This window comes from Glutamicibacter uratoxydans (assembly GCF_050753455.1).
GTDB classification, from domain to species: domain Bacteria; phylum Actinomycetota; class Actinomycetes; order Actinomycetales; family Micrococcaceae; genus Glutamicibacter; species Glutamicibacter uratoxydans_A.
This window is the reverse complement of the sequence record NZ_CP192736.1, coordinates 796,433-823,138: the sequence shown is the minus strand read 5'-3', so window position 1 is coordinate 823,138 and position 26,706 is coordinate 796,433. Positions and strand designations below refer to the sequence as shown.

The following is a 26,706-nucleotide window of genomic DNA, read 5'->3' as shown; positions in this document are numbered from 1 at the left end:
GTCTCGCCTCAAGTGGTCCGCCGCCACACCCGGAAAGCTCGGGGTGTGGCGGCGGATGAAGATGATCTTTCTAGTTCGCCGGAGCCGGTTCGAAGAGGTTGTACAGGAGCTTCTCGGCCCAATCCAGAATTTCTTCGTCGGCCAATGGTCGACCACCAATTGGGGCGGTGCGTGGCTTCTCAAAGAAAATCGCTTGCAGCGCTGGCTTATTGGCAGCCCCCGGGTACAGTCGTTCCAAACGTACCTGACGTGAAGCCGGAAGATCTTCGATCTTCGCTGGAGCCACCTTAATATGGTTACCGATCTGCTGGATGTCACTTAGCCCCACGGCCCGGGCACGAATACGCAGGGCAGCAACCCGCAACAGGTTCTCGACCGGCAACGGCAGCTTGCCATACCGGTCCACCAGTTCCTCGCTCACCTCGGTCAGCGCCTCAGGGGTCTCTGCCGAGGCGATATTGCGGTAGGCCTCTAGCCGCAGACGCTCACCAGGCACATAATCGTGCGGGAGGTGAGCGTTAACCGGTAGCTCAATCTTCATTTCGGTACTTTCGGCTTCACCCTCGCCCTTGAAATCGGCCACGGCTTCGCCCACCAAACGTAAGTAAAGGTCGAACCCTACCCCGGCAATATGCCCTGATTGTTCTCCGCCCAACAGATTTCCTGCGCCGCGCAGTTCTAGATCCTTCATCGCCAGCTGGTAGCCCGAACCCAATTCGTTGTGCGCAGCCACCGCCTTCAAGCGTTCCAGAGCCACTTCACCCAACGGCTTTTCGGCGTCCCACAAGAAGTACGCGTAGGCGCGTTCCCTGGCACGTCCCACACGGCCACGGAGCTGATGCAACTGAGACAAGCCATAGTTGTTCGCGCGGTCCACAATCAACGTGTTGGCGTTGGCGATGTCCAGACCGGTTTCAATAATGGTGGTGGAAACCAGCACATCGAACTTGCGCTCCCAGAAATCCTGAATGATTTTCTCCAGTCGCGCTTCACTCATTTTGCCGTGGGCGACTTCAACCCGCGCTTCTGGAACCAGTTCGCGCAGCTCCGCAGCAACCCGGTCAATGGACGAGACCCGGTTATGGACGAAGAAAACTTGCCCATCACGCATCAGTTCACGACGAATCGCCGCGGAAATCTGCTTATCCGTGCGGGGACCTACATAAGTGAGTACCGGATGCCGTTCCTCGGGCGGGGTGGCTAAGGTTGAGGTTTCACGAATTCCGGTCAGACTCATTTCAAGAGTTCGTGGAATCGGTGTCGCGCTCATGGCCAACACATCCACGTTGGTACGCATTTTCTTCAGCTCTTCCTTGTGTTCCACCCCGAAGCGCTGCTCTTCATCGATAATAACCAAACCGAGGTTCTTGAACTCCATGGATTTGGACAGTAGCCGGTGGGTGCCGATGACGATGTCCACGCTGCCATCTTTCAAACCGGCCAATACCTCTTTGGCCTGTTTTGGGGTTTGGAAGCGTGAAAGCGCCTTAACTCGCACGGGGAACCCGGAGTAACGCTCGGTGAAGGTCTGGTAATGCTGCGAAGCCAACAAGGTCGTCGGCACCAACAGGGCCACTTGTTTGGAATCCTGGACCGCTTTGAACGCTGCGCGGACCGCGATTTCGGTTTTACCGAAACCGACATCTCCAGAAATCAGCCGGTCCATCGGGATTTCTTTTTCCATATCGGCCTTGACCTCGTTAATCGCGGTCAACTGATCAGGGGTCTCCACATAGGCGAAGGCTTCTTCCAGTTCCGCCTGCCACGGGGTATCCGGCCCGAAGGAGTGTCCCCTGCTGGCCATGCGCGCTGAGTAGAGCTTGATGAGATCCCCAGCGATCTCCTTAACGGCCTTACGCGCTTTGGACTTGGTACTGGCCCAATCTGAGCCGCCCATCTTCGACAGGCTTGGTGCTTCACCACCGACATAGCGGGTGATGGTATCCAGTTGCTCCATCGGCACAAATAACCGGTCCCCCGGTGCACCACGTTTGGACGGGGCATACTCCACCACCAGGTACTCACGCTTAGCATCTTGTGAGGAGCCAGCGACCTTGCGCGCCACCAGTTCAACGAACTTTCCAATACCGTGCTGTTCGTGAACAATATAGTCACCGGCGACCAAGGACAGCGGGTCCACCGCGTTGCGCTTCCGTTTAGCCCCCATCTTTGCTCCACCGCGTGGACTGTAGGCGCTACTGCGTCCGAGCAAATCGGCTTCGGTTAACAGGCCAAACTTCAACTCGTCGAAAGCGAAACCACGGCCAGCCTGAGCCTGAGTGATCTCGATTAGCCCTTGCGCAGGGCTCTGGCTGATCTGTTCCACCCGATGCGCCGGAATCTGGTATTCGGCAAAAAGCTCCGAAAGACGTGCGGCGGGCCCCGGTCCGTCGGTCACCACCACAACCCGCCATTGGTCCTTAATTCGACCGGAAATGAACTTCATCATTTCTTCGACATCGCCTTGGTAGCCGCGTGGTTCACGAGCTTGCACGCGAATGGTCTCGGCACCTATTGCTAGATCCTCATCGCCGCCCAGCGATGTCACCGCCCACCACGACACCTCTGCCTGTTCGGCGTTTTGCACGGTTTCGGCCAGGGAAACGAAGTCACCGGCGCTGAGTTGGCGGCCCTCCGCAGCGGTAGAAAGATCCAACGGTGCCGCGGCCCCGTCAGAGGCCGAAGCCCACGCCGCGGCAAGGAACTCGGCGTTGGTTTCGTTCAAGTCATGTGCCCGGGTCCGGACACGTTCGGGTTCCATCACCAAGGCGATGGAGTGCGCTGGCAACAGCGAGAGCAGCGGCACCATATTATCGACCAAAAGTGGTGCCAACGATTCCATGCCCTCCACCGCGATGCCGCCGGCGATCTTGGTCAGCATCTCAGCCGCTGCAGGAAAGTTCGGTGCTAGTTTAGCGGCCCGGCTCATGACATTCGGGGTAATCAATAATTCGCGGCACGGAGTCGCGATCACCGATGACGGAGCTGCTTCTTTGGTCGAACGCTGATCGGCGATGGAGAAGTAACGCATGGTGTCGATCTCGTCGCCAAAGAAATCGATGCGAATCGGGTGGTCCAAGGTGGGCGGGAACACATCGATAATCCCACCACGTACCGCGAACTCCCCTCGATGGGTCACCATGTCCACGCGCGCGTATGCGGCGGCGGTCAAGTCACGGATCACCGTCTCAAAACCAGGTTCACTACCCAGTTCGAGCTTAACCGGACGTAACTCTCCCAACCCTTCCACCAAGGGTTGTAGCACGGCACGAATCGGGGCGATCACGACTTTCAGGTTCGGGTCTCGGTCTGTTAAGCGGCGCAACACCTCCAAGCGACGCCCCACCGTGTCACTGCGAGGTGAAAGTCGCTCATGCGGCAAAGTCTCCCAAGAAGGGAATTCGGCAACACTTCCGGGCTCCAAGTAAGCATTCAACGCGGTAGACACGTCTTCGGCTTCACGACCGGTCGCAGTCACCACTAGCACCAGACCGCGTTCTTTACTGGCGGCCAGCGCATCGCTGACGTGAGCCGCGAGGATCGCGCGCATACCCGCTGGCGCGGCTATTTCGATTTCATTGCTCCGTGTGGAGTACGGACGAACCGCGTTCTCATGAATTCGTTTGAAGGACGTCTCATCGCGCAGGAAGTCATGTAATCCGTGCAGGTTCATTAGAGTTGGCGGTCCTCTCGCAACAGGTAACTCATGCACCACTGCCCAACACCACTAGCGACCGCAAATAAAGTGGCGGTCGCGAATGGGAACAAATGGTGTTTCATCATGCTCTCCTAGCCTACCTAACAAGAGATGGCCGGTAGGCTTGATTCTGTTCGATTGACCGGTTCGGATGAACCGGCCAATACCCGCTGAGGTTTACAAAGGATTGGCAACAGCTCCATGGCACTGAACGCAAGTACCCATATGCCCCACGCACCACAAGACGTCATCAATACGCTCACCGACCGCGGGTTCGCCGAGCATCTAACCACCATGGCCAAAGGAACCTTGACGGATTTCTCGGTGTCAGGTGATACGGCTAGCGCTTTTACCTTGATCACGGTGCGGGCACTTCCCACCGATCGGGTCCCTGACATGGCCAAGAAATTTGTGGGCTCCTCCGTGGAAGTCACGCAGACCGAAAAGTGGAGCGCTCCGGACGCGGCCGGCAATCGGACCGCGACCGTCGATATTTCGGTAGCAGGTGTGCCCGTGAGCGTGAGCGGTTCCGAAAGCCTCACCGCTAATGCCGAAGGTAGTGTCTTCGCGATCGATGCCAAGGTTTCCTCCTCCATCCCCTTCATCGGGGGAAAGATCGCCTCGGCGGCTGAGCCTTACCTGGGCAAGGCACTGAATATGCAAGCCGCGCAGGTCAACAGCTGGTTAGCAAAGTAGCGATAGCTAGGTGAGAGTGAGCCCGTTTTCCCTCGACACTTTCGGGGGAACCGGGCTCTTTCTTGTGACCTAGGCCCCCTATCGATACTGTAGAGCTTGGTGTGCCGGGAAGTCTGGTCGGCGGTAAATATTGATTTAAGTAGTTAGCGAGTTTTTAATGGCGAAACCACCGACACCAGAACAGCAACCGCTGTTCTCTCGGCCGAGTTACCCAGAGTTCATTCGAATTGGCAAGATCCTGCGCAAGGAAACCGTGGGCGGCATGCTGCTCATCGCAGGCGCCGTTTTGGCCCTGATTTGGGCAAACTCCCCATGGCACGAATCCTACTTCGCATTGCGCGACTACAAGTTTGGTCCCGAAATTTTCGGAGTCAACCTTGAACTTTCACTCGGCCATTGGGCTGCGGATGCGCTCTTGGCGATCTTTTTCTTCCTCACCGGTTTGGAGTTGAAGAAAGAATTCGTGATTGGCGACTTGCGGCATTTCAAGACCGCTATTGTGCCGGTTTCAGCCGCTTTCGGCGGTGTCTTAGTTCCAGCGCTGATTTATGTGGCAATCAACTTTAATGCTGGCGAAGAAACCTTGCGGGGTTGGGCGATCCCGACCGCAACAGATATCGCGTTCGCCGTAGCAGTCTTGGCCGTTATCGGGTCCTCACTCCCAACCCCTTTGCGGATTTTCCTGCTCACGTTGGCCGTCGTTGACGACCTGATCGCCATCATCATCATCGCCTTCGTTTTCACCGATGACCTAAAGATCAACTTCTTAGGTCTCGCGTTGATCCCCATCGTGATCTTTACGATCTTGGCCTATGCCTTCGGGAAGCTTTTCGCCAACCGTGCATGGGCGGCCTGGTTGTTGCTGCTCCCGCTGGGTATGGTTGCATGGATCTTTGTTTACGGTTCCGGCATTCACGCGACCATTGCCGGTGTGGTGCTTGGGTTCTGTGTTCCGGTTAAGCGTCGCCACCCCGGTCGAGGGCGAGGTCTGGCACAGGAGTTCGAACACCGTTTCCGTCCGCTGTCTTCTGGTTTTGCCATTCCGGTGTTCGCCTTCTTTGCCGCCGGTGTCTCGGTGATCTCCATGGAGTCGGCATCGGAGCTGTTCACTGACCCGGTCTTCTGGGGTATTGTTTTGGGTCTGATCCTCGGTAAGCCGATCGGTATCATGGGCTTCACTTGGGTACTAACGAAGTTCACCAAGGCATCACTGTCCGAAGATACCAAGTGGGGAGATCTGCTCGGGGTGACCTTCTTGGCCGCTATCGGATTCACCGTCTCACTGTTGGTTTCGGAGCTTTCCTTCGGTCTAGAATCTGCCCACTATGAGCACGCCAAGGTCGCAATTCTTGCCGGCTCCGTAGTTGCTGCCGTGCTCGGCGCGCTGTGGTTGATCCCGCGCAACCGCCGCTACCGGGAGATTCAGGCTCGGGAAACTAGGGATGCCAACAAGGACGGTATCCCGGATGTGTACCAAGAAGATGACTAGCGTACTGAGCTAAGGATCTAAAGCTGTGCCCTCGTGCACCCCACTTTCACGCCGGGGTTCACGAGGGCACAGCTTTATGAAAATAGCTTGAGTCCACCTGTCGCGTTCCGTTTAGCCAGCTCTTAGGCCAAACTGCGATCCGCAGACACTCGCAGCGAGCTACTGGGCGGCGAGTAGCGCGGCTTCAGCGGCGACCCAAGAGAGCATCGCGCACTTGACGCGTGCGGGGAACTTCGAGACCCCCACAAAGGCGGCCGCATCTTCAAGTACCTCTTCATCCGGTTCCATGGCTCCGCGCGAACGCATCATTTCTCGGAAAACCTCAAGCTTTTCAAAGAATTCGTCGCGGTTCAGCCCGGTGACTAGCTCGGTGAGTACCGAGGCCGAAGCCATGGAGATTGAGCATCCGTCACCCTCCCAGCTAACCGTCTCTAGGGTGCCGCTGTCCGCAAGTTCCACCCGGACAGTGATCTGGTCACCGCAAATCGGATTGTGCTGGTGCGATTCACCGTTACGGTGTCCAGCAGTTACCGCTTGTAACGGGCTACCGGTACGCGCTTTGGAATGGTCCAGGATCACCTGTTGGTAGAGCTGATCTAGATCGTTCACTTAGACTCCAAAATATTCACGAACTGACCCAACCACTTCGAGCAGTCGAGCAATGTCTTCTTCAGTGTTGTAAAGGTAGGTGCTGGCTCGGGTGGTCGAGGTGACACCTAAGGCGCGGTGTAGCGGCTGTGCACAGTGATGGCCCACCCGCACGGCAATGCCCCGAGAATCAAGGTACTGTCCCACGTCATGTGGGTGCACTCCAATGACTTCAAAGGGTACGGTGCCAATCCGGGCGGCGTCCTGTGGTCCGAAAACTCGCACGCCCTCAATAGCGGAAAGGCCTTGGTACAGCAGGTGGCCGAGGTGTTCTTCCCAGTCGGCGATGCGCTGCATGCCGGTTTCGGCAAGGTAGCTAGCCGCAGTGGCTAAGCCATGTACTTGCGAAATGCGCTGGGTGCCCGCTTCAAAACGTTGCGGTGCTGGCAGGTACTCTGCCCTTTCCATATCAACATAGGTGATCATTGATCCGCCGGTGAGGAATGGGGGCATGTCATTGAGCAGCTCAAGGCGCCCGTAAAGTCCGCCAATTCCGGTGGGCCCGAGCATTTTATGCCCGGAGAAGGCCATGAAGTCCACGTCCAGCTGTTTCACGTCTACCGGCAGATGTGGAACCGACTGGCACCCATCCAGTACCGTCAGCGCACCAACACGGCGGGCCGCGGCGACGAATCGTCCAACCTCGGTAATAGTTCCCAACACATTGGACACGTGGGTAAAGGCCACGATTTTGGTCTTTTCGGTGACCAGTTCGTCAAGCAATTCGTAACGTAGCCCGCCCTGCGGATCCACCGGTACGTAACGCAGCGTCGCCCCGGTTCGAAAAGCTAGCTCCTGCCAGGGAATCAGATTGGCATGGTGTTCTAGCTCGGTGACCAAGATTTCATCGCCCTCACGCAGGGCGAATCGGGCGGCGGCTTCCCCGCCACGACCGAGACTCGCGTTGGAGAATGAATAAGTCAGCAGGTTGATGGCTTCGGTGGCGTTAGAGGTCCAGATCAACTCTTCGGGTTGGGCACCAATGAACGACGCCACGGTGCTGCGGGCCTGTTCGAAAACATCGGTAGCTTCAACCGCTAAGCTGTGCGCACCACGGTGAACCGCGGCGTTGGCAGTTTCATAAAAGTGCTGCTCGGCTTCGTAAACACAGCGCGGCTTTTGACTGGTTGCACCTGAATCGAGGTAGACCAGTTCATTGCCGCCCACCGGACGCTCCAGAATTTCAAAGTCGGCTTTGATCCGCGCAACTTCGGCACTGGTCAGCGGATTCTGCAGGGTTGAATCGGTCATCTGGGCCAATTGCACGCGCCTTCCGGAGGTCGGAGTGAGGCATCATCCACAAGATTTCGATTAGGAGATGCATAAGTAGTCTAATTATTCCACCAATCGCGTGGCCTGACACCTAAGTCGCACCTTAGTTAGGTTGCGCAGGGGTATACGAAAAGCCGGTAACAGGCGTTCGTACATGGTGGATCTAACGCACTGCTACCGGCTAATTCTGCGCCGTAACCTTGTCACGGCACTGGAATTCTGTCGGATCTTCCCGGAATGCCAGCCAAGCACTGCCCGCCGTCGCAGGCCTATGCTTTCACTAACTGGTATGGAACTTCAATTGGGCTTTGGCTAACCCAAGGGTGATCAAACTCTCCACCGCATCGGCGGCGCGATCCAGATGTAGCGGCAGCGTCGAGCGTTCGTCCTTCGAGAAGTCCTTCAGCACCCAAGCCGCGGTATCCATCCGGCCCGGAGGACGTCCGACTCCCACGCGGACCCGCAAGTAGTCCTTGGTGCCCAGCACCTTGGAAATATCCCGCAAACCGTTGTGACCGCCTTCTCCCCCGCCAAGTTTCAATTTGATCTGTTCGAAGGGGATGTCCACCTCATCATGTACGACAATCACGTGTCCGGGGTTGACGTTGAAGAACTTGGCCAGTTGACCCACCGGGCCGCCAGAGAGGTTCATATAGGTTCCGGGTTTGGCCAACACCAGTCGTGGACCACCGATCCCCATTCGTCCCTGAATAACTTGGGCCCGCGAGGGGTGTGATTTGTACTTGCCGCCGACTCGGGCGGCCAACTCGTCGAGCACCATCTGCCCGACATTATGCCTATTACCAGCGTAGCCGGGCCCGGGATTCCCGAGCCCGGCTACCAGCCAGGTTTCATCGCTCATGATGACTAGCTTTTTTGCCTGGAAAAACTTAGGCAGCGACCATCAGGTCGATGTGATCGATGTTGCGGGTTAGCGCGTTGATCTGCAGTTCCTTGATGGTGGTCTTGATTTCCTTGCCATCAACGTTCAGGATCATCACGATCGAGCGGTCGCGGGCAGCCAGGGTGGTGGCGTGGTTTGGCAGCAGCACGTGCACTGGTTCCGAGCCGGCACCGTAGATCACGGCAGGGATCTGCTCATTGCGGCGAGCCTGGCGGGCTGCACCCTTACCGAAATCGGTGCGGACGACTGCATCGAGGTTAATCGAGCTCATGGTTTTCTCCTTTGATTCAGGTTGCTTCTTTGTTGCCCTCGTGTGGACCAAGGAAGCACCTGGCGGAGTCCGATTTGGGCAACCACCGAGCGTTTCCGGCCTTGTCGATAACGGTCCAGACTCTTATGAGTCTTTTCCCTCGCCTGGGCACAGTCATATATCATACCAGTCCGAGCCCGGCAGCTCGAACCGAGGGAACGTGTTAAAGCGCACCGCGGGCGCAACCCCAGAACTGGCTGAGGTTACACCCGCGGTGTCATCAAAATTCTTTAGGCGCGACCGTCGAAGAGGTTCGTCACCGAACCATCGGTAAAGACTTCGCTGATGGCTCGAGCCAGCAACGGAGCGATGGACAGCACCGTCAGGTTCTCGAAACGCTTCTCTTCCGGGATTGGCAGGGTGTTGGTGACCACAACTTCGCGGGCACCGCACTCGGCCAGACGCTGCGCGGCCGGATCGGAGAACACTGCGTGAGTCGCGGCAATGATGACATCCTTTGCCCCGGCTTCCTTCAATACACGCACGGCGCCGGCAATGGTGCCACCGGTGTCGATCATGTCATCGATCAAGATCGCGGTACGGCCCTCAACCTGACCAACCACAGTCTTGGACTCGGCCTGATTTGGGACGGTCAGATCGCGAGACTTGTGAACGAAGGCCAGCGGTGCGCCGCCAAGACGCTCAGCCCACTGTTCGGCGACCCGCACGCGCCCGGTGTCTGGGGAGACCACGGTAATCGCGTCGTCGCCCACCAGATCGCGGATGTAGTCGGCGAGCAGTGGGAAAGCGAAGAGGTGATCCACCGGGCCGTCGAAGAAACCCTGGATCTGTGCGGTGTGCAGGTCACAGGAGATCACACGGTCCGCACCAGCGGTCTTGTACAGGTCTGCGACCAGACGGGCCGAGATGGGCTCGCGGCCGCGGCCCTTCTTGTCCTGACGAGCGTAGGGGTAGAACGGGGCTACCACGGTGATCCGCTGCGCGCTAGCACGTTTCATCGAATCGATCATGATCAGCTGTTCCATCAGCCAGTTGTTCAACGGCGCTGGGTAGGACTGGATCAGGAAGACGTCCTTACCACGGACCGATTCATCCGAGCGAACGTAGATCTCACCATTAGCGAAATCGTAGGCGTTCAACGGCAGCAGCTCCGTGTCTAGGGCCTTGGCTACTTCCTTGGCTAGTTCGGGGTGTGCGCGGCCGCTAGCCAACACCAGCTTCTTGTCGACGTTATGGCTAATTTCACTCATGGGTTTGCTTTCTCGCTCGCTTCGCTATTCACGTTAAGAGGTGGGTTCCGAGGAAACTTGTGGCGGTCTTCGCTTACTCGGCATCCGAGGTGTCGAGGGCCGCCTTGAATGCAGCGTCGGCCGAGGCGCTTCCGGGCCGTTTGGCCAGAGTCCATCCTTCGGAGTTCCGCTGCGGAGCCACAGTCAGTGCTAGTGCACCGGCTGGGACGTTCTTGCGTACGACGGCACCGGCGCCAGTGTACGCGCCATCCCCGATTTCGACCGGGGCCACGAACACGGTGTTCGAGCTGGTGCGCACATGGGACCCAATCTTGGTCCGGTGCTTCTTTTCGCCGTCGTAGTTCGCGGTGATATTCCCACAACCGATGTTGGAGTATTCACCGATTTCAGCGTCCCCGGCGTAGCCAAGGTGCGAGAGTTTAGAGCCACGCCCAATGGTGACATTTTTGGTTTCGTAGAAGGCACCGATTTTACCGTCGGAGCCCAGATCGGTTCCCGGACGCAGGTAAGAGAACGGCCCCACGGTCGCACCGTCGGCGATCCGAGCGTCGGTGGCATCGCTGCGCTTCACGGTGGCGTTTTGTCCCACGATGACGTTGGTCAAAGTGGTGTCCGGCCCGATCACCGCTCCGGTACCAATCATGGTGTCACCGTGCAGCTGAGTGCCAGGTTTAATCGTGACATCTTGACTCAGGACGACACTGACATCGATCCAGGTGCTGGCAGGGTCGATGATGGTGACCCCCTGACGCATCCACTGCTCGCACAGACGCGAATTCAACACCTGAGCCAGACGCTGGACCTGCACCCGGTCATTGGCCCCTTCAATCTGCCAACGATCCGAGATCTGCGCGGTAGCCACGCGACCGCCACGATCCCGGGCGATTTCCAACACGTCGGTCAGGTACATTTCGCCCTGCGCGTTGTCGGTGGTCACTTCCTCCAGTGCGCTGCTGAGCATTTGCCCGTCGAAGGCGTAAATGCCGGAATTAACTTCCCTAATAGCCAATTCTTCGGCCGAGGCGTCCTTCTGTTCGCGGATCGCGGTGACATCACCGTTGGCATCACGCAGGATTCGTCCGTAACCGCTGGGGTCATCGAGTTCGGTTGTCAGCACGGTGACGGCATTTGCGCTGCGCTCATGGGTGGCAACGAGGTCGCTCAGAACCTCGCTGGTGAGCAACGGTACGTCCCCGTAGGTGACCACGACGGTTCCTTCAAGACCCGCCGGCAGCGCCTGCAAACCCTGTTGCACCGCGCGACCGGTGCCAGGAATGTCGTCCTGATCGGCAATGGTCAGCTGAGGAAAATGATCCAAGATGTGCGCAGCAACGAGGTCACGCTGGTGACGCACCACAGCGACTAAATTCTCTGGTTCCAGGGCTGCGGCGGCATGCAGTGCGTGAACGACCATGGAGCGTCCAGCGATTTCATGCATGATCTTCGGCTTGGCCGATTTCATCCGGGTACCGGCGCCTGCGGCAAGGACAATGACAGCTGCTGGTGCGTTGACCTGATCGCTCAAGTTTTGTTCTCCTGCGAGATAGATTCAAGAAGCTCATGACTGGAATGAAAAACCCATGAGATAGTCTAACGCGCCAAATGAATATGAGATGAACAAAGTGATGAAGGCCAAGAAAGGCAACGAGTTCCGCCCCTAGGATTCGAACCTAGAATGCACAGCTCCAAAGGCTGGCGTGTTGCCATTACACCAGGGCGGATCGTGCTTCTGCGGCAGAGTTGCCGTGAAGCACAGTACATTATTCTGCCACGATCAATCGCCAGTGTGAAATCGTAAAACGCCGCGACAGCTACGGGTTCTTCCGCTTCGGTGCCACAGCACGATTCTTGGTGATCGATTCTGCGAGCACTTCATCCGGCCACGCCCCTCTGCGTGCGGGACGCTAACCCTGCAAACTAGATGCTCCGAATAAATACTTGTGAGTAGACCCACAATATTCATCGCGTCATTTTTCCTTCGTACCGGTTACCGGTAACCATTCCCAGCGGTCCGTCGACCCTCCTGACTCTCCCAAGCCATCCGTCCGGACCGCACCAGTAGAGCTATCCGGCGCAGCGCGCTCACTTCGCATAATCAGAGTTATTCTGTGCCCCGCGTAAAGTAGAGGTGTGGCACATTTACTCGGGGGCGAAGCCCTGCATCTGGAATATCCAACACATACCGTTTTCGAATCGGTCACTATTGGCATTGCCGACGGGGACCGGATTGGCGTGGTTGGACGCAATGGCGACGGCAAATCCTCGCTGTTGCGTATGCTCAGCGGCAAGCTCGAACCGAACTCGGGTCGAGTCACCCAACGCAATGGTCTGCGCGTCGGCGTCTTGGATCAAGCCGACACCTTAGAAGAGACGATGACCGTGCGCCAGGCGGTGGTAGGCGAGGCACAGGACCACGAATGGGCATCCGACCCCAAAATCCGCGACATCATTAACGGGTTAGTAGCGGACCTGGATTGGGAAGCCACAATTTCCACGCTCTCCGGCGGGCAGCGGCGCCGCGTCGCGCTGGCGGCACTCCTAGTGGCCGAATGGGATGTCATCATCCTCGACGAACCGACAAACCATTTGGATGTGGAAGGCATCGCCTGGTTAGCCGAGCACATCAATAACCGCTGGGCGAAAAACGCTGGCGGATTAATGGTCGTCACCCACGACCGGTGGTTCCTCGATGCGGTCTGTACCAGCACGTGGGAAGTTCACGATCAGATCGTTGAACCCTTCGAAGGTGGCTATGCCGCTTACGTGCTCCAGCGTGTGGAGCGCGACCGGATCGCCGCGGTTACCGAATCCAAACGACAGAACATGATGAAAAAGGAGCTGGCGTGGTTGCGCCGCGGCGCACCGGCCCGTACCGCAAAACCAAAATTCCGTATTGAGGCAGCAAATCAGTTGATTGCCGACGTGCCGGAAGTGCGAAACCCCATTGAGCTGAAGAAGATGGCCACCGCCCGCTTGGGCAAGGATGTGGTCGACTTGTTGGACACCGAGGTGCGTTTCGGGGACAAACAGGTCCTCAAGCCGTTCACTTGGCGGATCGGCCCGGGCGAGCGAACCGGCATTTTGGGTGCTAACGGCGCTGGTAAATCCACCTTGCTGGGGCTGGTGGCCGGTACCGTGGAGCCGACCGGAGGCAAGATCAAGCGCGGTAAAACCGTGAAATTAGCGGTGCTTGATCAGCAGTTCCGTGAATTGGACAAGATCGGTCAAGATCGGGTTCGTGAAGTTCTCGCTCGCTTCAGTACCACCTTTAACGTAGACGGTAAGGATCTGACCCCATCCCAGTTGCTGGAACGACTGGGGTTCTCGCGGGCGCACCTGTCCACCAAGGTCATCGAGCTCTCAGGTGGTCAGCGGCGTCGACTCCAACTGCTGATGATCCTCATGAACGAACCCAATGTGATGATCTTGGACGAACCTACCAACGATGTGGATACCGACATGTTGGCGGCGTTGGAAGACCTGTTGGACTCCTGGCCCGGTACCTTGATCGTGGTCTCGCACGACCGCTATCTACTCGAACGCGTCACCGATCAGCAATACGCCATCCTCGATGGTCACTTCCGTCACGTGCCCGGTGGGGTGGATGAGTATCTGCGCTTGCGTGAAGCGCAGAACGCTGCTCCCTCAGCTAAGACCGAGAGTCCGAGTGCGGTAGCGTCCAAGCCCGCCGGTCCTTCAGGTGCCGAAGTTCGAGCCGCGCAGAAGGAAATGAACGCCAACGAGCGTAAGGTACAGACCCTCAGCAAACAAATCGCGGCCTTGCATGAACAGATGGCCGCGCACGATCAGTCGGATTATGAGGCACTGGGTCAGCTCACCGCCCAGCTGCAGGATTTAGAGGATCAAGTCGGAACCCTAGAGGAACGCTGGTTGGAGCTTTCAGAAATCACCGGCTAGTCGCACCGCCAGCGAGCCTAGCGACCAGGTCAGCTACGCTCGCTGGTATGCGTCACTCAGTGTCTTCCCGGGCAGCTTTTCTCTTGGAAAGTCCTGCTGGATCGGGCAGACTCAGAGCATGAACCTTGAATTGTTGGCAGAAGACTGGGACCGCGCTTTGGTGCTGATGGCTCACCCGGATGATCCCGAATACGGTACGGCCCTAGCGGTGAACCGTTGGACCTCACAAGGCAAGGAAGTCAGCTACGTTCTGGCCACCTCTGGGGAGGCTGGCATTGAGGGGCTCCCGCCGTCCGAATCCGGTCCCTTGCGGGAAATTGAGCAGCAACGAGCCATTGCACATGTGGGAGTGAAAAATCTCGAATTCTTGGGCTTTGCCGATGGCCGCGTGGAATACGGTTTGCCGTTGCGTCGCGAGTTTGCCCGGATGATCCGCAAGTACCGTCCACAGGTGGTCATCACCCTGAACTTTGAACGTGCCTTTGGTGGGGTCTACCGAAACTCGGCTGACCACCAAGCAGTGGGTCGCGCAGTCTTAGATGCGGTGTCGGATGCCGCGAATTCATGGATCTTTGAGGATCTGAGCGAACCGGTCTGGTCTGGGGTGCAACTGATTGCCGTGTTTGCCGATGAGCATCCCACTCACTATGTCCCAGTGAGTGAGACAGATATCGCCGCCGCTACCCAGGCATTGAGTGAACACCGGGAGTACTTGGCTCGGCTGAGTCCGGATCCGATTGAACAGCAAGCACACCATCAGGTTCAGTCCGTGCTGAGCCGCACGGGTGCGTCGGACGATGCTCGGGTGGCCTTCCGCGTTTACCGATAGCCAACGGGCACCGAGAACTGTGCAAGCGCTTGCTTGCTAAAAATAGCGCAGATCCCATGGAGCGAGCCACAGGGGGCCTAGCTGGCATGGCCCGCGGTGTGGTTTGGGATTTTCAGCCCCGACCAAGAAGTTTTTGTAATACGCGCACGCCGTGTTGCTGACGGGCCAGGTGTTGGTTGGGAATCGAAAATATCTCAGAGTAAATTCACCCTGCGGCCTCTGCTACTGCGGCGACTGAAGAAGCACGTTGCGGCCGCGTTGCGTGTTTGATTCAGGGACCGGCGATCAGCGTGGTGCAAATAATCAAGATCGGTAAAAGGCTCAGTCCTAGGACTGCCGAGGCCGTCGCCCAGCTAAAGGCCCCTTTACGCAGAGCCAGTAGCGATCCAGCGATTCCGCAGAGGATTGGCAAGGCGAACATCCATACTGGTTTGGCAACGCCACTTCCGCTCCAATCCAACAAGCTCAATCCGGAAACCACCGCGAGACCCATCATGACGAGGGTCGAAGCGGGATACGGCCGCCGGGTTGGCGCAACGCGAGACTCCATGGTGACTCCTTCGTTTCCTATGTAGTACGTGATCGCTCACGAGTGAACTTTCGGTGAGATTTATTGGCGGCTCAGATAGTTCCTATAGGTCAAGACAATAAATTTACTGTGGTCACACTACCGGTGATTAGTGAAAACTTCCATCCTCCTTTTGGATGAGCGGCGGATTTGGCGCTGAGAATTAGGGTTTACGAGTCAAAATATCTGCTGCCTTGGCGATCGCGGAGGTGCCGGTGGAGCCCCGAGCTTCGACATGGTCGGCTAGCCGGTAGGCCGCGTAGAGCCCCCGGGTGGCAATCCAGCGTAACGGTTCTGGCTCCCATAATCGTGCGCGTCGATTCACCCACGGGAGCCGGACCAATTCGCTGTCCTCACCGAGGATCAGATCGCGCAATGTACGCCCGGCAAGGTTCGTGGCACTCACCCCGGTTCCAACGTATCCCCCGGCCCAGCCGACACCCGTCGCCCGATCAAATCCAACCGTCGCCGCCCAATCACGTGGCACCCCCAAGACCCCTGACCAGGCGTGGTCAATCTCAGCCGAGCGGGTAACGGGAAAGAGTCGATGCATGATTCCGGCCAGTTCATCGATGGTCCGTTGCGGAGTTTGTCCATCGACATCGGTACGTGATCCGAACCTATAGGGCACCCCACGCCCGCCGAGTGCGATCCGGTCGTCAGCGGTGCGTTGGGCGTACATGTAGACGTGCGCAAAGTCGCCTAAAACTTCGCCTTGTGACCAGTTCAGTTCCTGCCAAATTTTGGCATCCAGCGGCTCGGTCACGATCATCGAGGAGTTCATCGGTAGCCAGAGTCGGCGTAGCTTGGCCAGTGACGAAGTGAACCCCTCGGTAGCCCGGATGACAAATTCGGAGCTGACCACACCATGAGAAGTTTGTACCGTATGTGGTCGGATCTCGCTGACGATGGTTCCTTCATAGATCTCCACGCCAAGTTCTTCTACCACCTGGGCGAGTCCGCACACGAGTTTGGCCGGATGAACTCGTGCCGCATGCGGATGCCAGAGAGCACAACGCGTGCCGGCAACGTTGATGGTGGAGCGTGCTTCTGCCGCTTCGAGAAGTCGCAGGTCGGTATGCGCCCACAATCGTTCTTGGGCATAGCTCTGGCGCAGTCGTCCTTCCTGCGCGGCAGTGTATGCGACCTCGAACTCGCCACCGCGTTTGATGTCCGCGTCAATGCCGTGGGTCGCACAAACCGACATGACTTCATCAACACTTTGATTCATCAACCGCTGGAAGTTCTCGATCTGTGTCTTGGAATGCGACACGAGATAGCGTTCACGGCCACCGGTAATCGAATTCGTCAACCAGCCACCGTTACGGCCGGACGCCCCGTAACCTACGTGGCGTTGTTCAAGCACCACCACACGTAACTGCGGACGCATTTGTTTCAGGTAATACGCGCTCCACAACCCGGTGAAACCGCCACCAACAATGGTTACGTCACTAGTCAGATCGCCGGGCAAGGGAGGCCTAACGGCAGGGTGCCCGTGTTGTTCGAACCAGTGGGATACTCGACCGTTGTGCATCTGCTTTGACCGCCCTTGCTGCAAGGAGAGTAAACGGTGGATTCCGTCCGCGTGCAGCTAACTGTATGGCCAGGCATCCGCGGCAGACAAGGGTCGGCTACGGGGTTGTGGAGTTTAGCTTCCTAAGCGGCCCAGGCAGTTCAGCGGTGAGTTGAGCTGCTAAGCGGCCCAGGCAGTTCAGCGGTGAGTTGAGCTGCTAAGCGGCACGACTTGTTTTCAGCCAGTATTTACACCCTTGCACACTACGGCTCCGACTAAGCGGTAAAGCAGACTCATGCAAACTCCCGGCGATTCACTGAGTGTCACGAACCGGGTCAGAGACGTAAAGGTTATTCGCTCAGGAGTACCCGAGCGCCGGGCGCCGGTGCGGTGACCGCCAAGGTAGCCACTCCCACCTCATCGCCCAGTTGTGCCATCACTTCCGTGGCATGCTCGGCATCGCGCACCAGTAGGGCCAAGGTAGGGCCCGAGCCAGAAACCATGGCTCGCAGTGCCCCAGCGCCCTCGGCCAGGTCTCGCACCGTCCCTAGTTCCGGAGCCAAAGCTAAAGAAGCCTGAGTCAGGTCGTTGACCAGCAGCTCCGACAAAGCCTCGGCATCTGCTGCTAGCAGCGCTTTGATGACGTCAGGATCGATTTCCTGTGGCACGGCAATGTCCTGCCCCATCCGGAGCCGATCCAGCATCGCGTACACCCGGGGTGTGGAGAGTCCGTAACTGGCGGGAATCAATACCCAATCGGTTTGTGCCCGGGTGAGTAGCGGTGCCAACTGATCACCGATACCCAGCCCAATGGCCGCCCCGCCCATCAGTGCGAAGGGCACGTCTGCGCCGAGCCGGGCACCGAGTCGACCGAGTTCTTCGCGATCCAGCCCGGCCTGCCACAACTCGTTACAAGCCACGAGGGTGGCCGCCGCATCGGCCGATCCGCCACCCATACCACCGGCAATCGGTACCCGTTTGACGATATTTAGATCCGCACCCAAACTGATTCCGGTGTGTTCGCGCAACATTTGCGCGGCCTGATACACCAAATTTCCTTCCCCCAAGGGGAAAGTTTCCGGTTCACTGACGACGGTGGAGGATTCATCTAAACGTAGCTGTAGCTCCCCATCGGTGCGCAGCGTCGCTTCGATCTGTTCGAAAAGTGACACGGCAACATATAGGCTGGCCACATCGTGATAGCCATCGGCTCGTGGCGGACCCACCCGGAAATAGCAGTTGATTTTTCCAGGGGCCCGGGCAATCACCCGCTGTTTACTCACAGTTGCTCCTGTGTGGTGTGCGGCAGCGGTATATTTTCGCAGGCGCGAGCGATGGCGATGAACCCCTCAATATCGAGTTTCTCACCGCGTTCTTTCGGATCGATTCCGGCAGCCAGCAAAATTTCCTCGGCGCGCGCACCGGATCCTGCCCAGCCTGCCAAAGCGGCGCGCAGTGTTTTGCGACGTTGCGCAAAAGCCGCGTCGATGATTTGGAAAACGAGTTTGCGATCTGGGGCTTGGCTGCGATCAGCGTCTCGGGTAAAGGCGACGAGTCCGGATTGGATCTTCGGCGCCGGCCAGAAGACATTCATCCCAATGATTCCGGCCTTACGCATGGTGCCATACCAAGCACCCTTCACCGACGGTACACCGTAGATTTTACTTCCCGGGCTCGCACTCATCCGGTCAGCAACTTCATCCTGAACCATCACCAGACCGTGTCGGATGGAGGGGAAGTGCTCCAAGAGGTGCAAGACAACCGGCACCGCAACGTTATACGGCAGGTTCGCGACCAAGGCCGTCGGGTTTCCTGGTAGCTCAGTGACTTTCATGGCGTCACTGAGAATGACGGTCAGATCTGCTTCTCGTCCCGGACGGAATTCGGCCATGGTCTGTGGTAGCCGTTTGGCCAGCGGTGGGTCGATTTCTACCGCGACGACTTTTGCCGCGGCATCCATGATGCCCAAGGTGAGCGAACCTAGCCCGGGGCCCACCTCTAAGACCGTTTCCTCGGCGCCCACGTTCGCCGCAGCGACAATCCGCCGAATAGTGTTCCCATCGATAACGAAGTTCTGCCCCAAGGTCTTGGTGGGACGAATGGACAATTCCGCGGCGAGACGCCGGATCTCGGTGGCTCCGAGCAGCGGCAAAGGTTCCTGAGACATCACGATTCCAATTCTAGTTCAGCACCAGCACTGCGCGCTGACACAGCGACGCGACCACCGAATCCCGGTGGTCGCGTCGCTGTGGATCAAATTTATTTTTTAGCGCAGGCCCAGCTTACGGGAGCAGGCTGGCCAGTGGCCCCAGCCACCGTTGGCACGTAGCTTCTCTGCTGCGGCGATCTGCTGCTGCGGGGTCGCTAGGTGTGGCAGCGGCGCATATTGGGTGCCACCCACCGCACGCCAGGACGAGGCCGAGAACTGCAAGCCACCGTAGTAGCCGTTACCGGTGTTGATCGACCAGTTACCCCCGGATTCACACTTGGCCAGGGCGGCCCAGGTTGCGGAGATGTTCTTCGGGGTCGAAGTCTTTTTCGGGGTCGAAGTTTTCTTCGGTTCGGCCTTCTTGGTACCGACGCGGACTTCCTGAGCTTCTGGCTCAACGGTCACCTTGGACTTCAGGACTTCTTCCTCGCCCTTTTCGCCATTGCGGATTTCCTGACGCAGGGTCAGCTCGCGTTCGCCCTTCTTACCCTTGGTTTCAACCTTGGTCTTGCCCTTTTCGAGCTTCGAGTCGTTGGTCTTCTTGGTTTCGAAGTCGATTGCGCGAGTTTCTTCCCAAGTTTTGTACTCGACGCGGATCACATCGAGATTCATCTTGTTCGAAATGGCGACGGAGCTCTCCACGTCACGGCTCAGTTCGCCGTCTACCTTGACGTTCAGTTCGTCGTCGGCGCCCAACTTAATGTTCTGGGCAGCTAAGAATTCGGCCAGGTCTACGGCAGTGGTTTGAACTTCTTGCTTATCCTCGGTGCCAACCTTGAGGTTGACGGTCTTTGGGGTGAGGATCTCAATGCTTTCCTTGAGCGAAACCAATTCGATGTCACCATCAAGGGACACCTCCGAACCATTTGCCAAGTCCAGTTGGGCAATGACGTCGGCGACGGTCATCCCGGTGGTATGCACAACCCGGTCGGTGCCATCGACGGAAATCTCGATGGACTTATTGCGCTTGATGTCGATGACCTGGTCATCATGCACCTGGGCGTCCAGTCCGGTAGAAATTTCATCGCGTTCGTCCAAGGTGATCTGCTGCTGAGCCAGCAGATCTTCAACGGTCGCGGCGCGAGTCGTAATCTCTTGGCTGCTGCCATCAATGGCGATCGTGACAGATTTTTGTCCAGCAATGTAGAACACGGCGCCGGCAATAATTACGGCGACCGCTACGGCCTGGGCCAAAAATTTGACCGAGCGTTTCTTGAGCAAGTGCATCACAGTGTGTGGTTCCCCATCGGTAGGTGACCGGTGTTGCGCGTTCGTCTGAAGGCGTGATCCGATCCGGCGGCCCCCTGACCGCCATAAGGTGCTAACAAGTCTTCTCGATCGACCCGGTTCCGATAATCAGAAGGGCGATCATGGCATCACCGCGGAACGAAGAACTTGACCACGTTCCAGCGCACGACACTTTTAGTACCGTAACCGAATTGTAATAATGGCGCAAGCGAGAATGATACAAAACACATGGTAGAGGGTCTAGAATACCCCGTACACTTCGAGCGAGTTGGCCATGATCTGCTCGCAGCTCTCTCGCAGCGTTTCTCCCCGGTGATCTGCGATAAACCGCATCGTATAGGGGATCATGTAGCTCGCATTTGGTCGTCCGCGAAACGGGTGCGGAGTCAAAAATGGGGCATCGGTTTCCACAAGTATTAATTCCGGGTCTGCCAAAGCCAGAGCCTCCTGAATCCCTGTGGAATTTTTGAAAGTTACCGTCCCGGCGAAGGACATATACCAGCCATGCTCATTACAGATCTTCGCTAGTTCGGCATCCCCCGAGAAGCAGTGGAACACCACTTTCTCGGGCAGCTGGCAATCGGTGAGTACACGCACGATGTCCGCATGCGCATCCCGGTCATGAATCTGCAAGGCCTTGCCATGCTTCACCGCAATCTCGATGTGTCGGCGGAAGGAGTCTTCCTGGGCTGGCCGACCTTCGGCACCGGTCCGAAAATAGTCCAGCCCGGTTTCGCCAATAGCCCGCACCCGCGGCTCCGCGGCCAACAGGTCAATCTGCGCGATGGCCGCATCCAGCTGCCCCACCGCAGCCAAGCGGGCAGCATCATTGGGGTGAATAGCCACCGCAGCCAATACCTGCGGGTGCTCTTTGGCTGCCTGCACGGCAAATTGCGACGAAGCCACATCGCAACCGACCTGGATCAGGCCACTGACGCCCACCGCGGCGGCAGCGTCGATGGCCTGCTGAACGCTCACGTTAACCTTGCCATCACGGAAATCCAGGTGGGTGTGATTGTCGATCACCGCAGCCGGAAGCGGCTCTGGTGCCTGCGGGTAGAGCAGGTTTCGTTTACTTCCGCCCTTTTCCTCCGTCGTGGATCGATGACGCCCAGCGATTTCCGCGGCAGGGTCGACCGCTGGCCGGTAGGCGTCGGGGATTCCCTCATATTGGCTTTGTTCACGTTCCGACAACCCGCTATTCCTTCCCATGACGTGTTTGTTCTTCTCCGATTCTGCCACTTTCCTTATATTCCGGAGCCGCAGCACCCCGGCTGAAGGCCTAACATCTAGGCAGCGGGCGTACGATTAGCCCCGAGCTATGATCCGCGACACAACTAGTTGGTAGGGTTAACCCCAATGACACGGTTCTGGCCGTGTCGTAACTGAGCTGGACCTTTCACCGAGTTCACCGGGAGGGTTTGAATGAGCGTGCACCGGACGTTGCCTACGCTAGACGCGGATTTTTCCGCGAACTGTCAGCAAATCATGGAGTCAATGGCTCAAGTCATCGACGGGAAACCCGAAGCGATCCGCACCAGCTTGGTGGTATTGCTCGCTGGCGGGCACCTGCTGGTGGAAGATGTGCCTGGCGTAGGGAAAACGGTCCTAGCCAAGGCCTTGGCACGCAGTGTTGAATGTACAGTCAACCGGATCCAGTTCACCCCTGACTTGCTGCCCAGTGACGTGACCGGTGTGTCGATTTTTTCGGTGCAGAATCAAGATTTCAGCTTCCACCCCGGCCCGATCTTCGCCAATATTGTGATCGCCGACGAGATCAATCGAGCCAACGCCAAAACCCAGGCTGCGCTACTCGAATGTATGGAAGAACAACAGGTTACCGTCGATTCGGTGACCCACCGGTTGCAGCGCCCCTTCATGGTGATGGCGACCCAGAACCCGCTAGATGCTGAAGGCACCTTCGCCTTGCCCGAAGCGCAACGCGATCGGTTCATGGCGCGGATTTCCATGGGTTACCCCGAGCGCGATGCCGAAATACAGATATTGCGAACCCATCATGAGCGCAGCCCCTTGGACGATCTGTCCCCTGCCTTGAGCTTAGAACAGCTTCGCGACATGATTGCGCAGGTGCAGCAGGTGGAAGTGAGTCCGCGACTTGCGGGTTATGTCGTCGATCTGGGCCGTGCGACGCGCACCCATCCACAAGTGAGCGTCGGCGCTTCTCCACGCTCGCTGATTCAGTGGGTCCGGGCGGCCAAGGCCAACGCGGCGGTCTCGGGCCGAGACCATGTGTTGCCCGAGGATGTTCGCGACGTGGCGCCGATGCTCTTGAGCCACCGGCTAATACTCTCCCGCAGGGCTTTAGCAGAAGGTGTTGAAGTTAGCACGGTGATCTCCGAAGTGCTGAATCATACCGCGGTGGGTGGAGGGCGATAAACCATGCCCGAGCCACCACTTTTTGATCCCCATCAGGTTCTGCCAGGAGCGGCCCGCACCAGTTCAAAAAGTACGCTTGTTCTCGGGCAGCGACTCTGGGGTTTCATCACGTCCCGCGGTTGGGTGGTGCTCGGCTCGGCCGGTTTGTGTCTCCTCCTCGCATTCATGTTGGGGCGCCATGAGCTCATGGCGTTGGGGTGTGCTTTATTCGCCTTAGTTCTGGGAGCTTGGATTTTGGTGCGTTTCACGCCTTCGCGCATCGAGGTGACACGGCAGCTACCTCAGGAGCCGGTCAGTGTGGGTCAGGTTGTCGACGTTCAGCTTCACTGTGAGCAGCACACCGCAATCCGTGAGTTACTGCCGCCGGGCTACCCTGTGGCCCCGACCTTCCACGCCCCGGGGGTTTTCGACTACCAGATCCTTTTCCGCCACCGTGGCATCCACCGGCTGGGGCCTGCCCAGCAGATGCTAAGTGATCCCTGCAACGTGGTGGAAGAGTTGGTCAGTACCCGGGCCGTTGATCAGGTGTCCGTGCGCGCACAATTTCAGATGCTTGGCAGTGGCAGAGCTCTCGGCGAACGGCTGCGTACCGGAGAGGCACAGCATACGCGGAGCACCGAAGTGGATTACTACGATGTGGGCATCCGCGAGCATCAAAGTGGTGACTCCTTACGCCAGGTGCATTGGAAGGCCACCGCCAGACACGGGAAGTTAATGGTGCGGCAGGAGAACTACGTGGCGACCGCACGTAGCCTGATCGTGCTGGATCGTCGTTTGACGGCTTGGAATACTCCCGCAGACCACAGCGTGGAACTACCGCAGGCTCAAGCTCCAGCACGGCTTAGCACCCAGCGTTTTGAAAAAGCTCTGTCACTGGCGTGCAGTATTGCGCAGCTACATGCCAGCCATGGCTACCAGTTGTTAGTTCGGGATACGCACGGAGAGGATCTGAGCAGCGTGCGCGGTGCTCAGTCAACTTCCCGCTCAAGTCTGGAGGAGTTTGAGTTTTTCCATGCGGCCACCGCCTCCTTGCAGCTCACCGAGTCTCCCGGTGCAATGCAGTCCCAGCCGGAAATACTGAGCGATTCCTTAGCCAAGAACCTGCTAAGTTTCGCTAATGAACCGGTTTATCTGATTCTTGGCCAGCTGACCCCGGAACAAGCCCGCTGGTTGGCGAGCTTGGCAGTCACGGTACGCAATGTCGACCTCATTCTGCTCTGCGAACACCCGCAACAGTTCCGCCAACTCGAGACGTTTTTCGCCGCCACCAGCTGGCGCGTACACCTACCGGGCAGAGCTTTAAGCATTAGAGAGATCTGGGATTCGCTATGAGTACCTTGCTCGAGCGTTCTCCTGCCGCACCAAACCTGCCAGCTGAAACCGCGAAGCCCACACCAGCTACCGCGCATCCGTTGGCGTTGCTGGCCACCAGCACCAGCCTCTACATCGCCCTACTTGCTGGGATGGCTAGCCTCAACGGGGTGGTTGAGGGCTACGGGTGGCTATATTCCATCTGGTTTCCGCTGTTACTGATACATGGCGTTGGTGGCTTCATCCGCGGCAGCAGGTTTCCTTCGTGGACAGCACCGTTCGCATCCGCCTTGGTGATCTTCGCGGCCTTATGGTTCCATCCGTCACTGCATAATCGTAGCTTCGGTACCGATCGGCTCGAAAGGTTCGAGCAGCTGGTCGCAGATGCGACGTTGGAGTTCGCAACACAGGTTCCGGAAGTTGCTTTCACCCCGGCGGTGGACTTCGTTTTCTTTATTCTGGCACTGAGCTTAGCGTTACTGATTGAGATTCTTGCCAGTGCGCGCCGGTTGGCTTCTTTGGTGGTTATCCCCTTGGCCTTCGCCCCAGTACTAGCGTCCCTGTTCAAACTCAGCGGTGCCGGGACCGGTTACGTGGCAATTATCCTCACCGCAATGATCTGCTATTTCTCTTTCCTTCCCTACTTGTGGCCGGGTAACGAAGTCCCCACGCTCCCGAATCGACGTCGGCTGGGAATGATGGGTGTCCTGGCACTGGTGACCACGGGAACGCTCGTGGCTGCCAGCGCCTGGGTTCCGGGGTTTCGTCAGGGCATGTTGCCCGAAGGCAGTCGTCCTGCCGGGGAGCTTTTTGCCAGCAATCTCGATCCGCTGCTCAATCTGGGCCGTGACCTACGGAGCAATAATTCGGCTACGGCCTTCACCTATTTCACCTCCGCTGAACGGGCACCTTACTTACGTACCCATGTGATTTCGAATCTGCAGGCCGAACGTTGGGAACCTGATCCGGATCCGGTGACACGCAGCTTTGCGGGAACGACCGCCATCAGGGAAGCATATCGATCCTTCGCTGCGAGGTCGGAGTACGTTGAAATAGACTGGGCCGACCCACCGCGAGACACCCAGCTGCCGTTACCGGCCGATAGTTATCTCATCGAGGGAGTCGTTGGGCAATGGCAGTGGCAACCGCTCACCTCAATCGCCCAGTTCACCCGGGATTCGCGGACATCCACCGCGCAAGTCAGGGTGTCCTATAGCGAACTCGAGTTGGATGCCGACATTGCACGTAACTTCGCCCAATTCCCGCAGCTTAGTCCCGAAGTCGATCCGAGTTTGAGCGAACTTCCTGACGATGCAGATCAGGAACTGAACCAAGCCCTTCGCGAGCATCTGCAATTACTCCCTGAGCTCACGGACTCCGGAACCGGTGACTTTGACCGTGCGGTAGCGATCCAAGATTACTTGCGCTCGGGACAGTTCAGGTATTCCGAACAAACACCCCTGCGAGAGGGCTATGATGGCGCCAATCTCGATGTCATCACCGCATTCTTGGATCGCAAAGCCGGCTACTGTGCGCATTTTGCCAGCACCATGGCAGTCATGGCCCGAGCCAGCGGAATCCCAAGCAGGGTAGTCATCGGTTATGCACCTGGTGAGCGTATTGAACAGACGCGTAGCCAACCCATTGAAGCCGTGGATGCCCTACCGGGTACAGCCGAGGCTGAGCAGCTTGAACTTACCGGCTATCGAGTCAGTGGACAACAGGCTCATGCGTGGCCTGAATTGTACTTACCGGGGCTGGGTTGGACCGCGTTTGAGCCCACACCGGGACGCGGTGTGCCACCGGAATATGCCCCAGCAGCCGACAGTGAGATGGATGAACCCATAGCACTGGATCCGCTGCCCGAGACGCCCGAAGAGCTCGTGCCCAGTGCTCCAGCACCCAGCGATGTTCCGGATGACGCACCGCAGAACCTTGCCGAAAGAAGTGGTGCGCCCACCAGCAACGGGTGGTGGCTCCTGTGGCTAAGCGTCCCACTCTTGATGGTGACTGTGACCTTGCCAATCATCGGCCGGCGGACCGAACGCCAGCGCCGGCTTGCCCGGATTGCCTCCGGCGGTGAGGGCGCGGCCCAAGCCATCTGGGATGAGCTACGAGTCCTTGGGGCGGATTTTGGTCTCCCGCATCGTCCTGGGCAGTCGGAAACCGATTACACCACGGCATTGAGCGTGGTGATTGCGGATCACGCCGCCGAATTAGCTCGGCTGAACGAATGTTTGATGCTGTCCTTCTATGCCTTACGCCATCCAAGCGCCGACCAAGGCAAGCAGCTTTGCGAGGATCTGCAGCGCATCCACGCCGCGTTGCGTACCCGGGCCAACCTGGTGCAACGGATCCGTGCCGTGCTCTGGCCGCGCCGTTCCTCCCCCGGCGAGCGCGTCGAGCGTGAGCGCGAGGCACCCACCCCGTAGTTCCGTTGGTTGCGCGCCCGGAAACAGAAAACCTCCCGATCACCCGCAAGAGGG

Annotated in this window: 20 protein-coding genes and 1 tRNA gene; 7 read left to right on the top strand and 14 right to left on the bottom strand. The window is 58.0% G+C overall.

All coding sequences use genetic code 11. The annotated features are described in order from the left end of the window. Positions 1 to 70 precede the first annotated feature (70 nt). Positions 71 to 3,673: a transcription-repair coupling factor gene (gene mfd, locus ACQQZ8_RS03870; protein ID WP_431711378.1), complete on the bottom strand. Its 3,603-nt coding sequence runs from the start codon at positions 3,671 to 3,673 to the stop codon at positions 71 to 73. A gap of 225 nt (positions 3,674 to 3,898) precedes the next feature. Here mfd and ACQQZ8_RS03865 point away from each other — a divergent pair, with 225 nt between their 5' ends. Next, positions 3,899 to 4,393, top strand: a complete 495-nt coding sequence (locus ACQQZ8_RS03865) for a DUF2505 domain-containing protein (protein WP_431711377.1) — start codon at positions 3,899 to 3,901, stop codon at positions 4,391 to 4,393. Between the two features lie 157 nt (positions 4,394 to 4,550). After that, positions 4,551 to 5,882 carry a Na+/H+ antiporter NhaA gene (gene nhaA, locus ACQQZ8_RS03860; RefSeq protein ID WP_431711376.1) on the top strand — a complete coding sequence of 444 codons (1,332 nt, stop codon included), beginning with the start codon at positions 4,551 to 4,553 and terminating at the stop codon, positions 5,880 to 5,882. Between the two features lie 159 nt (positions 5,883 to 6,041). Here the strand turns inward: nhaA and sufU are convergent, their stop codons facing one another. The 7 genes from sufU to ACQQZ8_RS03825 all read right to left on the bottom strand — a co-directional run bounded on the left by sufU (position 6,042) and on the right by ACQQZ8_RS03825 (position 11,948). After that, on the bottom strand, positions 6,042 to 6,491 hold the full coding sequence (gene sufU, locus ACQQZ8_RS03855; protein ID WP_431711375.1) for a Fe-S cluster assembly sulfur transfer protein SufU: 450 nt from the start codon (positions 6,489 to 6,491) through the stop codon (positions 6,042 to 6,044). Further along, positions 6,492 to 7,781 carry an aminotransferase class V-fold PLP-dependent enzyme gene (locus ACQQZ8_RS03850; RefSeq protein WP_431712128.1) on the bottom strand — a complete coding sequence of 430 codons (1,290 nt, stop codon included), beginning with the start codon at positions 7,779 to 7,781 and terminating at the stop codon, positions 6,492 to 6,494. A 301-nt stretch (positions 7,782 to 8,082) separates the two neighbouring features. Then, a complete protein-coding gene (pth, locus tag ACQQZ8_RS03845) occupies positions 8,083 to 8,664 on the bottom strand; it encodes an aminoacyl-tRNA hydrolase (protein WP_431711374.1) in 582 nt (193 codons plus the stop codon). Positions 8,665 to 8,692: 28 nt separating this feature from the next. Then, positions 8,693 to 8,977, bottom strand: a complete 285-nt coding sequence (locus ACQQZ8_RS03840; protein WP_431711373.1) for a 50S ribosomal protein L25 — start codon at positions 8,975 to 8,977, stop codon at positions 8,693 to 8,695. Positions 8,978 to 9,246: 269 nt separating this feature from the next. After that, on the bottom strand, positions 9,247 to 10,227 hold the full coding sequence (locus ACQQZ8_RS03835; RefSeq protein WP_431711372.1) for a ribose-phosphate diphosphokinase: 981 nt from the start codon (positions 10,225 to 10,227) through the stop codon (positions 9,247 to 9,249). Between the two features lie 73 nt (positions 10,228 to 10,300). Continuing rightward, the gene (gene glmU / locus ACQQZ8_RS03830; protein WP_431711371.1) at positions 10,301 to 11,752 is read right to left on the bottom strand and encodes a bifunctional UDP-N-acetylglucosamine diphosphorylase/glucosamine-1-phosphate N-acetyltransferase GlmU; all 1,452 of its coding nucleotides are present in this window, start codon (positions 11,750 to 11,752) and stop codon (positions 10,301 to 10,303) included. 124 nt (positions 11,753 to 11,876) lie between these two features. Then, positions 11,877 to 11,948, bottom strand: a tRNA-Gln gene (locus tag ACQQZ8_RS03825). 409 nt (positions 11,949 to 12,357) lie between these two features. Here ACQQZ8_RS03825 and ACQQZ8_RS03820 point away from each other — a divergent pair. Next, a complete protein-coding gene (locus tag ACQQZ8_RS03820) occupies positions 12,358 to 14,145 on the top strand; it encodes an ABC-F family ATP-binding cassette domain-containing protein (RefSeq protein ID WP_431711370.1) in 1,788 nt (595 codons plus the stop codon). 118 nt (positions 14,146 to 14,263) lie between these two features. After that, a complete protein-coding gene (locus ACQQZ8_RS03815; RefSeq protein ID WP_431711369.1) occupies positions 14,264 to 14,974 on the top strand; it encodes a PIG-L deacetylase family protein in 711 nt (236 codons plus the stop codon). 271 nt (positions 14,975 to 15,245) lie between these two features. On the opposite strand, the gene ACQQZ8_RS03810 is transcribed toward ACQQZ8_RS03815, so the two are convergent. From ACQQZ8_RS03810 to ACQQZ8_RS03785, 6 genes are all read right to left on the bottom strand, one after another. Beyond that, a complete protein-coding gene (locus ACQQZ8_RS03810; protein ID WP_431711368.1) occupies positions 15,246 to 15,524 on the bottom strand; it encodes a hypothetical protein in 279 nt (92 codons plus the stop codon). A 181-nt stretch (positions 15,525 to 15,705) separates the two neighbouring features. After that, the gene (locus ACQQZ8_RS03805) at positions 15,706 to 17,076 is read right to left on the bottom strand and encodes an NAD(P)/FAD-dependent oxidoreductase (RefSeq protein ID WP_431711367.1); all 1,371 of its coding nucleotides are present in this window, start codon (positions 17,074 to 17,076) and stop codon (positions 15,706 to 15,708) included. Between the two features lie 329 nt (positions 17,077 to 17,405). After that, positions 17,406 to 18,338: a 4-(cytidine 5'-diphospho)-2-C-methyl-D-erythritol kinase gene (locus ACQQZ8_RS03800; protein WP_431711366.1), complete on the bottom strand. Its 933-nt coding sequence runs from the start codon at positions 18,336 to 18,338 to the stop codon at positions 17,406 to 17,408. Continuing rightward, a complete protein-coding gene (gene rsmA / locus ACQQZ8_RS03795; RefSeq protein WP_431712127.1) occupies positions 18,335 to 19,222 on the bottom strand; it encodes a 16S rRNA (adenine(1518)-N(6)/adenine(1519)-N(6))-dimethyltransferase RsmA in 888 nt (295 codons plus the stop codon). The genes ACQQZ8_RS03800 and rsmA overlap by 4 nt, the downstream gene beginning before the upstream one ends. Positions 19,223 to 19,321: 99 nt before the next feature. Continuing rightward, positions 19,322 to 20,491: a transglycosylase family protein gene (locus tag ACQQZ8_RS03790; RefSeq protein ID WP_431712126.1), complete on the bottom strand. Its 1,170-nt coding sequence runs from the start codon at positions 20,489 to 20,491 to the stop codon at positions 19,322 to 19,324. 261 nt (positions 20,492 to 20,752) lie between these two features. After that, positions 20,753 to 21,724, bottom strand: a complete 972-nt coding sequence (locus ACQQZ8_RS03785; protein WP_431712125.1) for a TatD family hydrolase — start codon at positions 21,722 to 21,724, stop codon at positions 20,753 to 20,755. 285 nt (positions 21,725 to 22,009) lie between these two features. On the opposite strand from ACQQZ8_RS03785, the gene ACQQZ8_RS03780 reads away from it, so the two are divergent. The 3 genes from ACQQZ8_RS03780 to ACQQZ8_RS03770 are packed head-to-tail and all read left to right on the top strand — an operon-like array spanning position 22,010 to position 26,652. Beyond that, positions 22,010 to 22,909, top strand: coding sequence for an AAA family ATPase (locus tag ACQQZ8_RS03780; RefSeq protein ID WP_431711365.1), 900 nt, complete (start codon positions 22,010 to 22,012; stop codon positions 22,907 to 22,909). A gap of 3 nt (positions 22,910 to 22,912) precedes the next feature. Further along, positions 22,913 to 24,241 carry a DUF58 domain-containing protein gene (locus ACQQZ8_RS03775; protein ID WP_431711364.1) on the top strand — a complete coding sequence of 443 codons (1,329 nt, stop codon included), beginning with the start codon at positions 22,913 to 22,915 and terminating at the stop codon, positions 24,239 to 24,241. Beyond that, complete coding sequence (locus tag ACQQZ8_RS03770) at positions 24,238 to 26,652, top strand: transglutaminaseTgpA domain-containing protein (RefSeq protein WP_431711363.1); 2,415 nt, start codon at positions 24,238 to 24,240, stop codon at positions 26,650 to 26,652. The genes ACQQZ8_RS03775 and ACQQZ8_RS03770 overlap by 4 nt, the downstream gene beginning before the upstream one ends. Positions 26,653 to 26,706 lie beyond the last annotated feature (54 nt).

Coding starts and splice junctions, on each gene's coding strand:
- mfd (WP_431711378.1), bottom strand. CDS start 3,673: ATGAACCTGCACGGATTACATGACTTCCTGCGCGATGAGACGTCCTTC.
- ACQQZ8_RS03865 (WP_431711377.1), top strand. CDS start 3,899: ATGGCACTGAACGCAAGTACCCATATGCCCCACGCACCACAAGACGTC.
- nhaA (WP_431711376.1), top strand. CDS start 4,551: ATGGCGAAACCACCGACACCAGAACAGCAACCGCTGTTCTCTCGGCCG.
- ACQQZ8_RS03850 (WP_431712128.1), bottom strand. CDS start 7,781: ATGACCGATTCAACCCTGCAGAATCCGCTGACCAGTGCCGAAGTTGCG.
- pth (WP_431711374.1), bottom strand. CDS start 8,664: ATGAGCGATGAAACCTGGCTGGTAGCCGGGCTCGGGAATCCCGGGCCC.
- ACQQZ8_RS03840 (WP_431711373.1), bottom strand. CDS start 8,977: ATGAGCTCGATTAACCTCGATGCAGTCGTCCGCACCGATTTCGGTAAG.
- ACQQZ8_RS03835 (WP_431711372.1), bottom strand. CDS start 10,227: ATGAGTGAAATTAGCCATAACGTCGACAAGAAGCTGGTGTTGGCTAGC.
- ACQQZ8_RS03815 (WP_431711369.1), top strand. CDS start 14,264: ATGAACCTTGAATTGTTGGCAGAAGACTGGGACCGCGCTTTGGTGCTG.
- ACQQZ8_RS03810 (WP_431711368.1), bottom strand. CDS start 15,524: ATGGAGTCTCGCGTTGCGCCAACCCGGCGGCCGTATCCCGCTTCGACC.
- ACQQZ8_RS03805 (WP_431711367.1), bottom strand. CDS start 17,076: ATGCACAACGGTCGAGTATCCCACTGGTTCGAACAACACGGGCACCCT.
- rsmA (WP_431712127.1), bottom strand. CDS start 19,222: ATGTCTCAGGAACCTTTGCCGCTGCTCGGAGCCACCGAGATCCGGCGT.
- ACQQZ8_RS03790 (WP_431712126.1), bottom strand. CDS start 20,491: ATGCACTTGCTCAAGAAACGCTCGGTCAAATTTTTGGCCCAGGCCGTA.
- ACQQZ8_RS03785 (WP_431712125.1), bottom strand. CDS start 21,724: ATGGGAAGGAATAGCGGGTTGTCGGAACGTGAACAAAGCCAATATGAG.
- ACQQZ8_RS03780 (WP_431711365.1), top strand. CDS start 22,010: ATGGCTCAAGTCATCGACGGGAAACCCGAAGCGATCCGCACCAGCTTG.
- ACQQZ8_RS03775 (WP_431711364.1), top strand. CDS start 22,913: ATGCCCGAGCCACCACTTTTTGATCCCCATCAGGTTCTGCCAGGAGCG.
- ACQQZ8_RS03770 (WP_431711363.1), top strand. CDS start 24,238: ATGAGTACCTTGCTCGAGCGTTCTCCTGCCGCACCAAACCTGCCAGCT.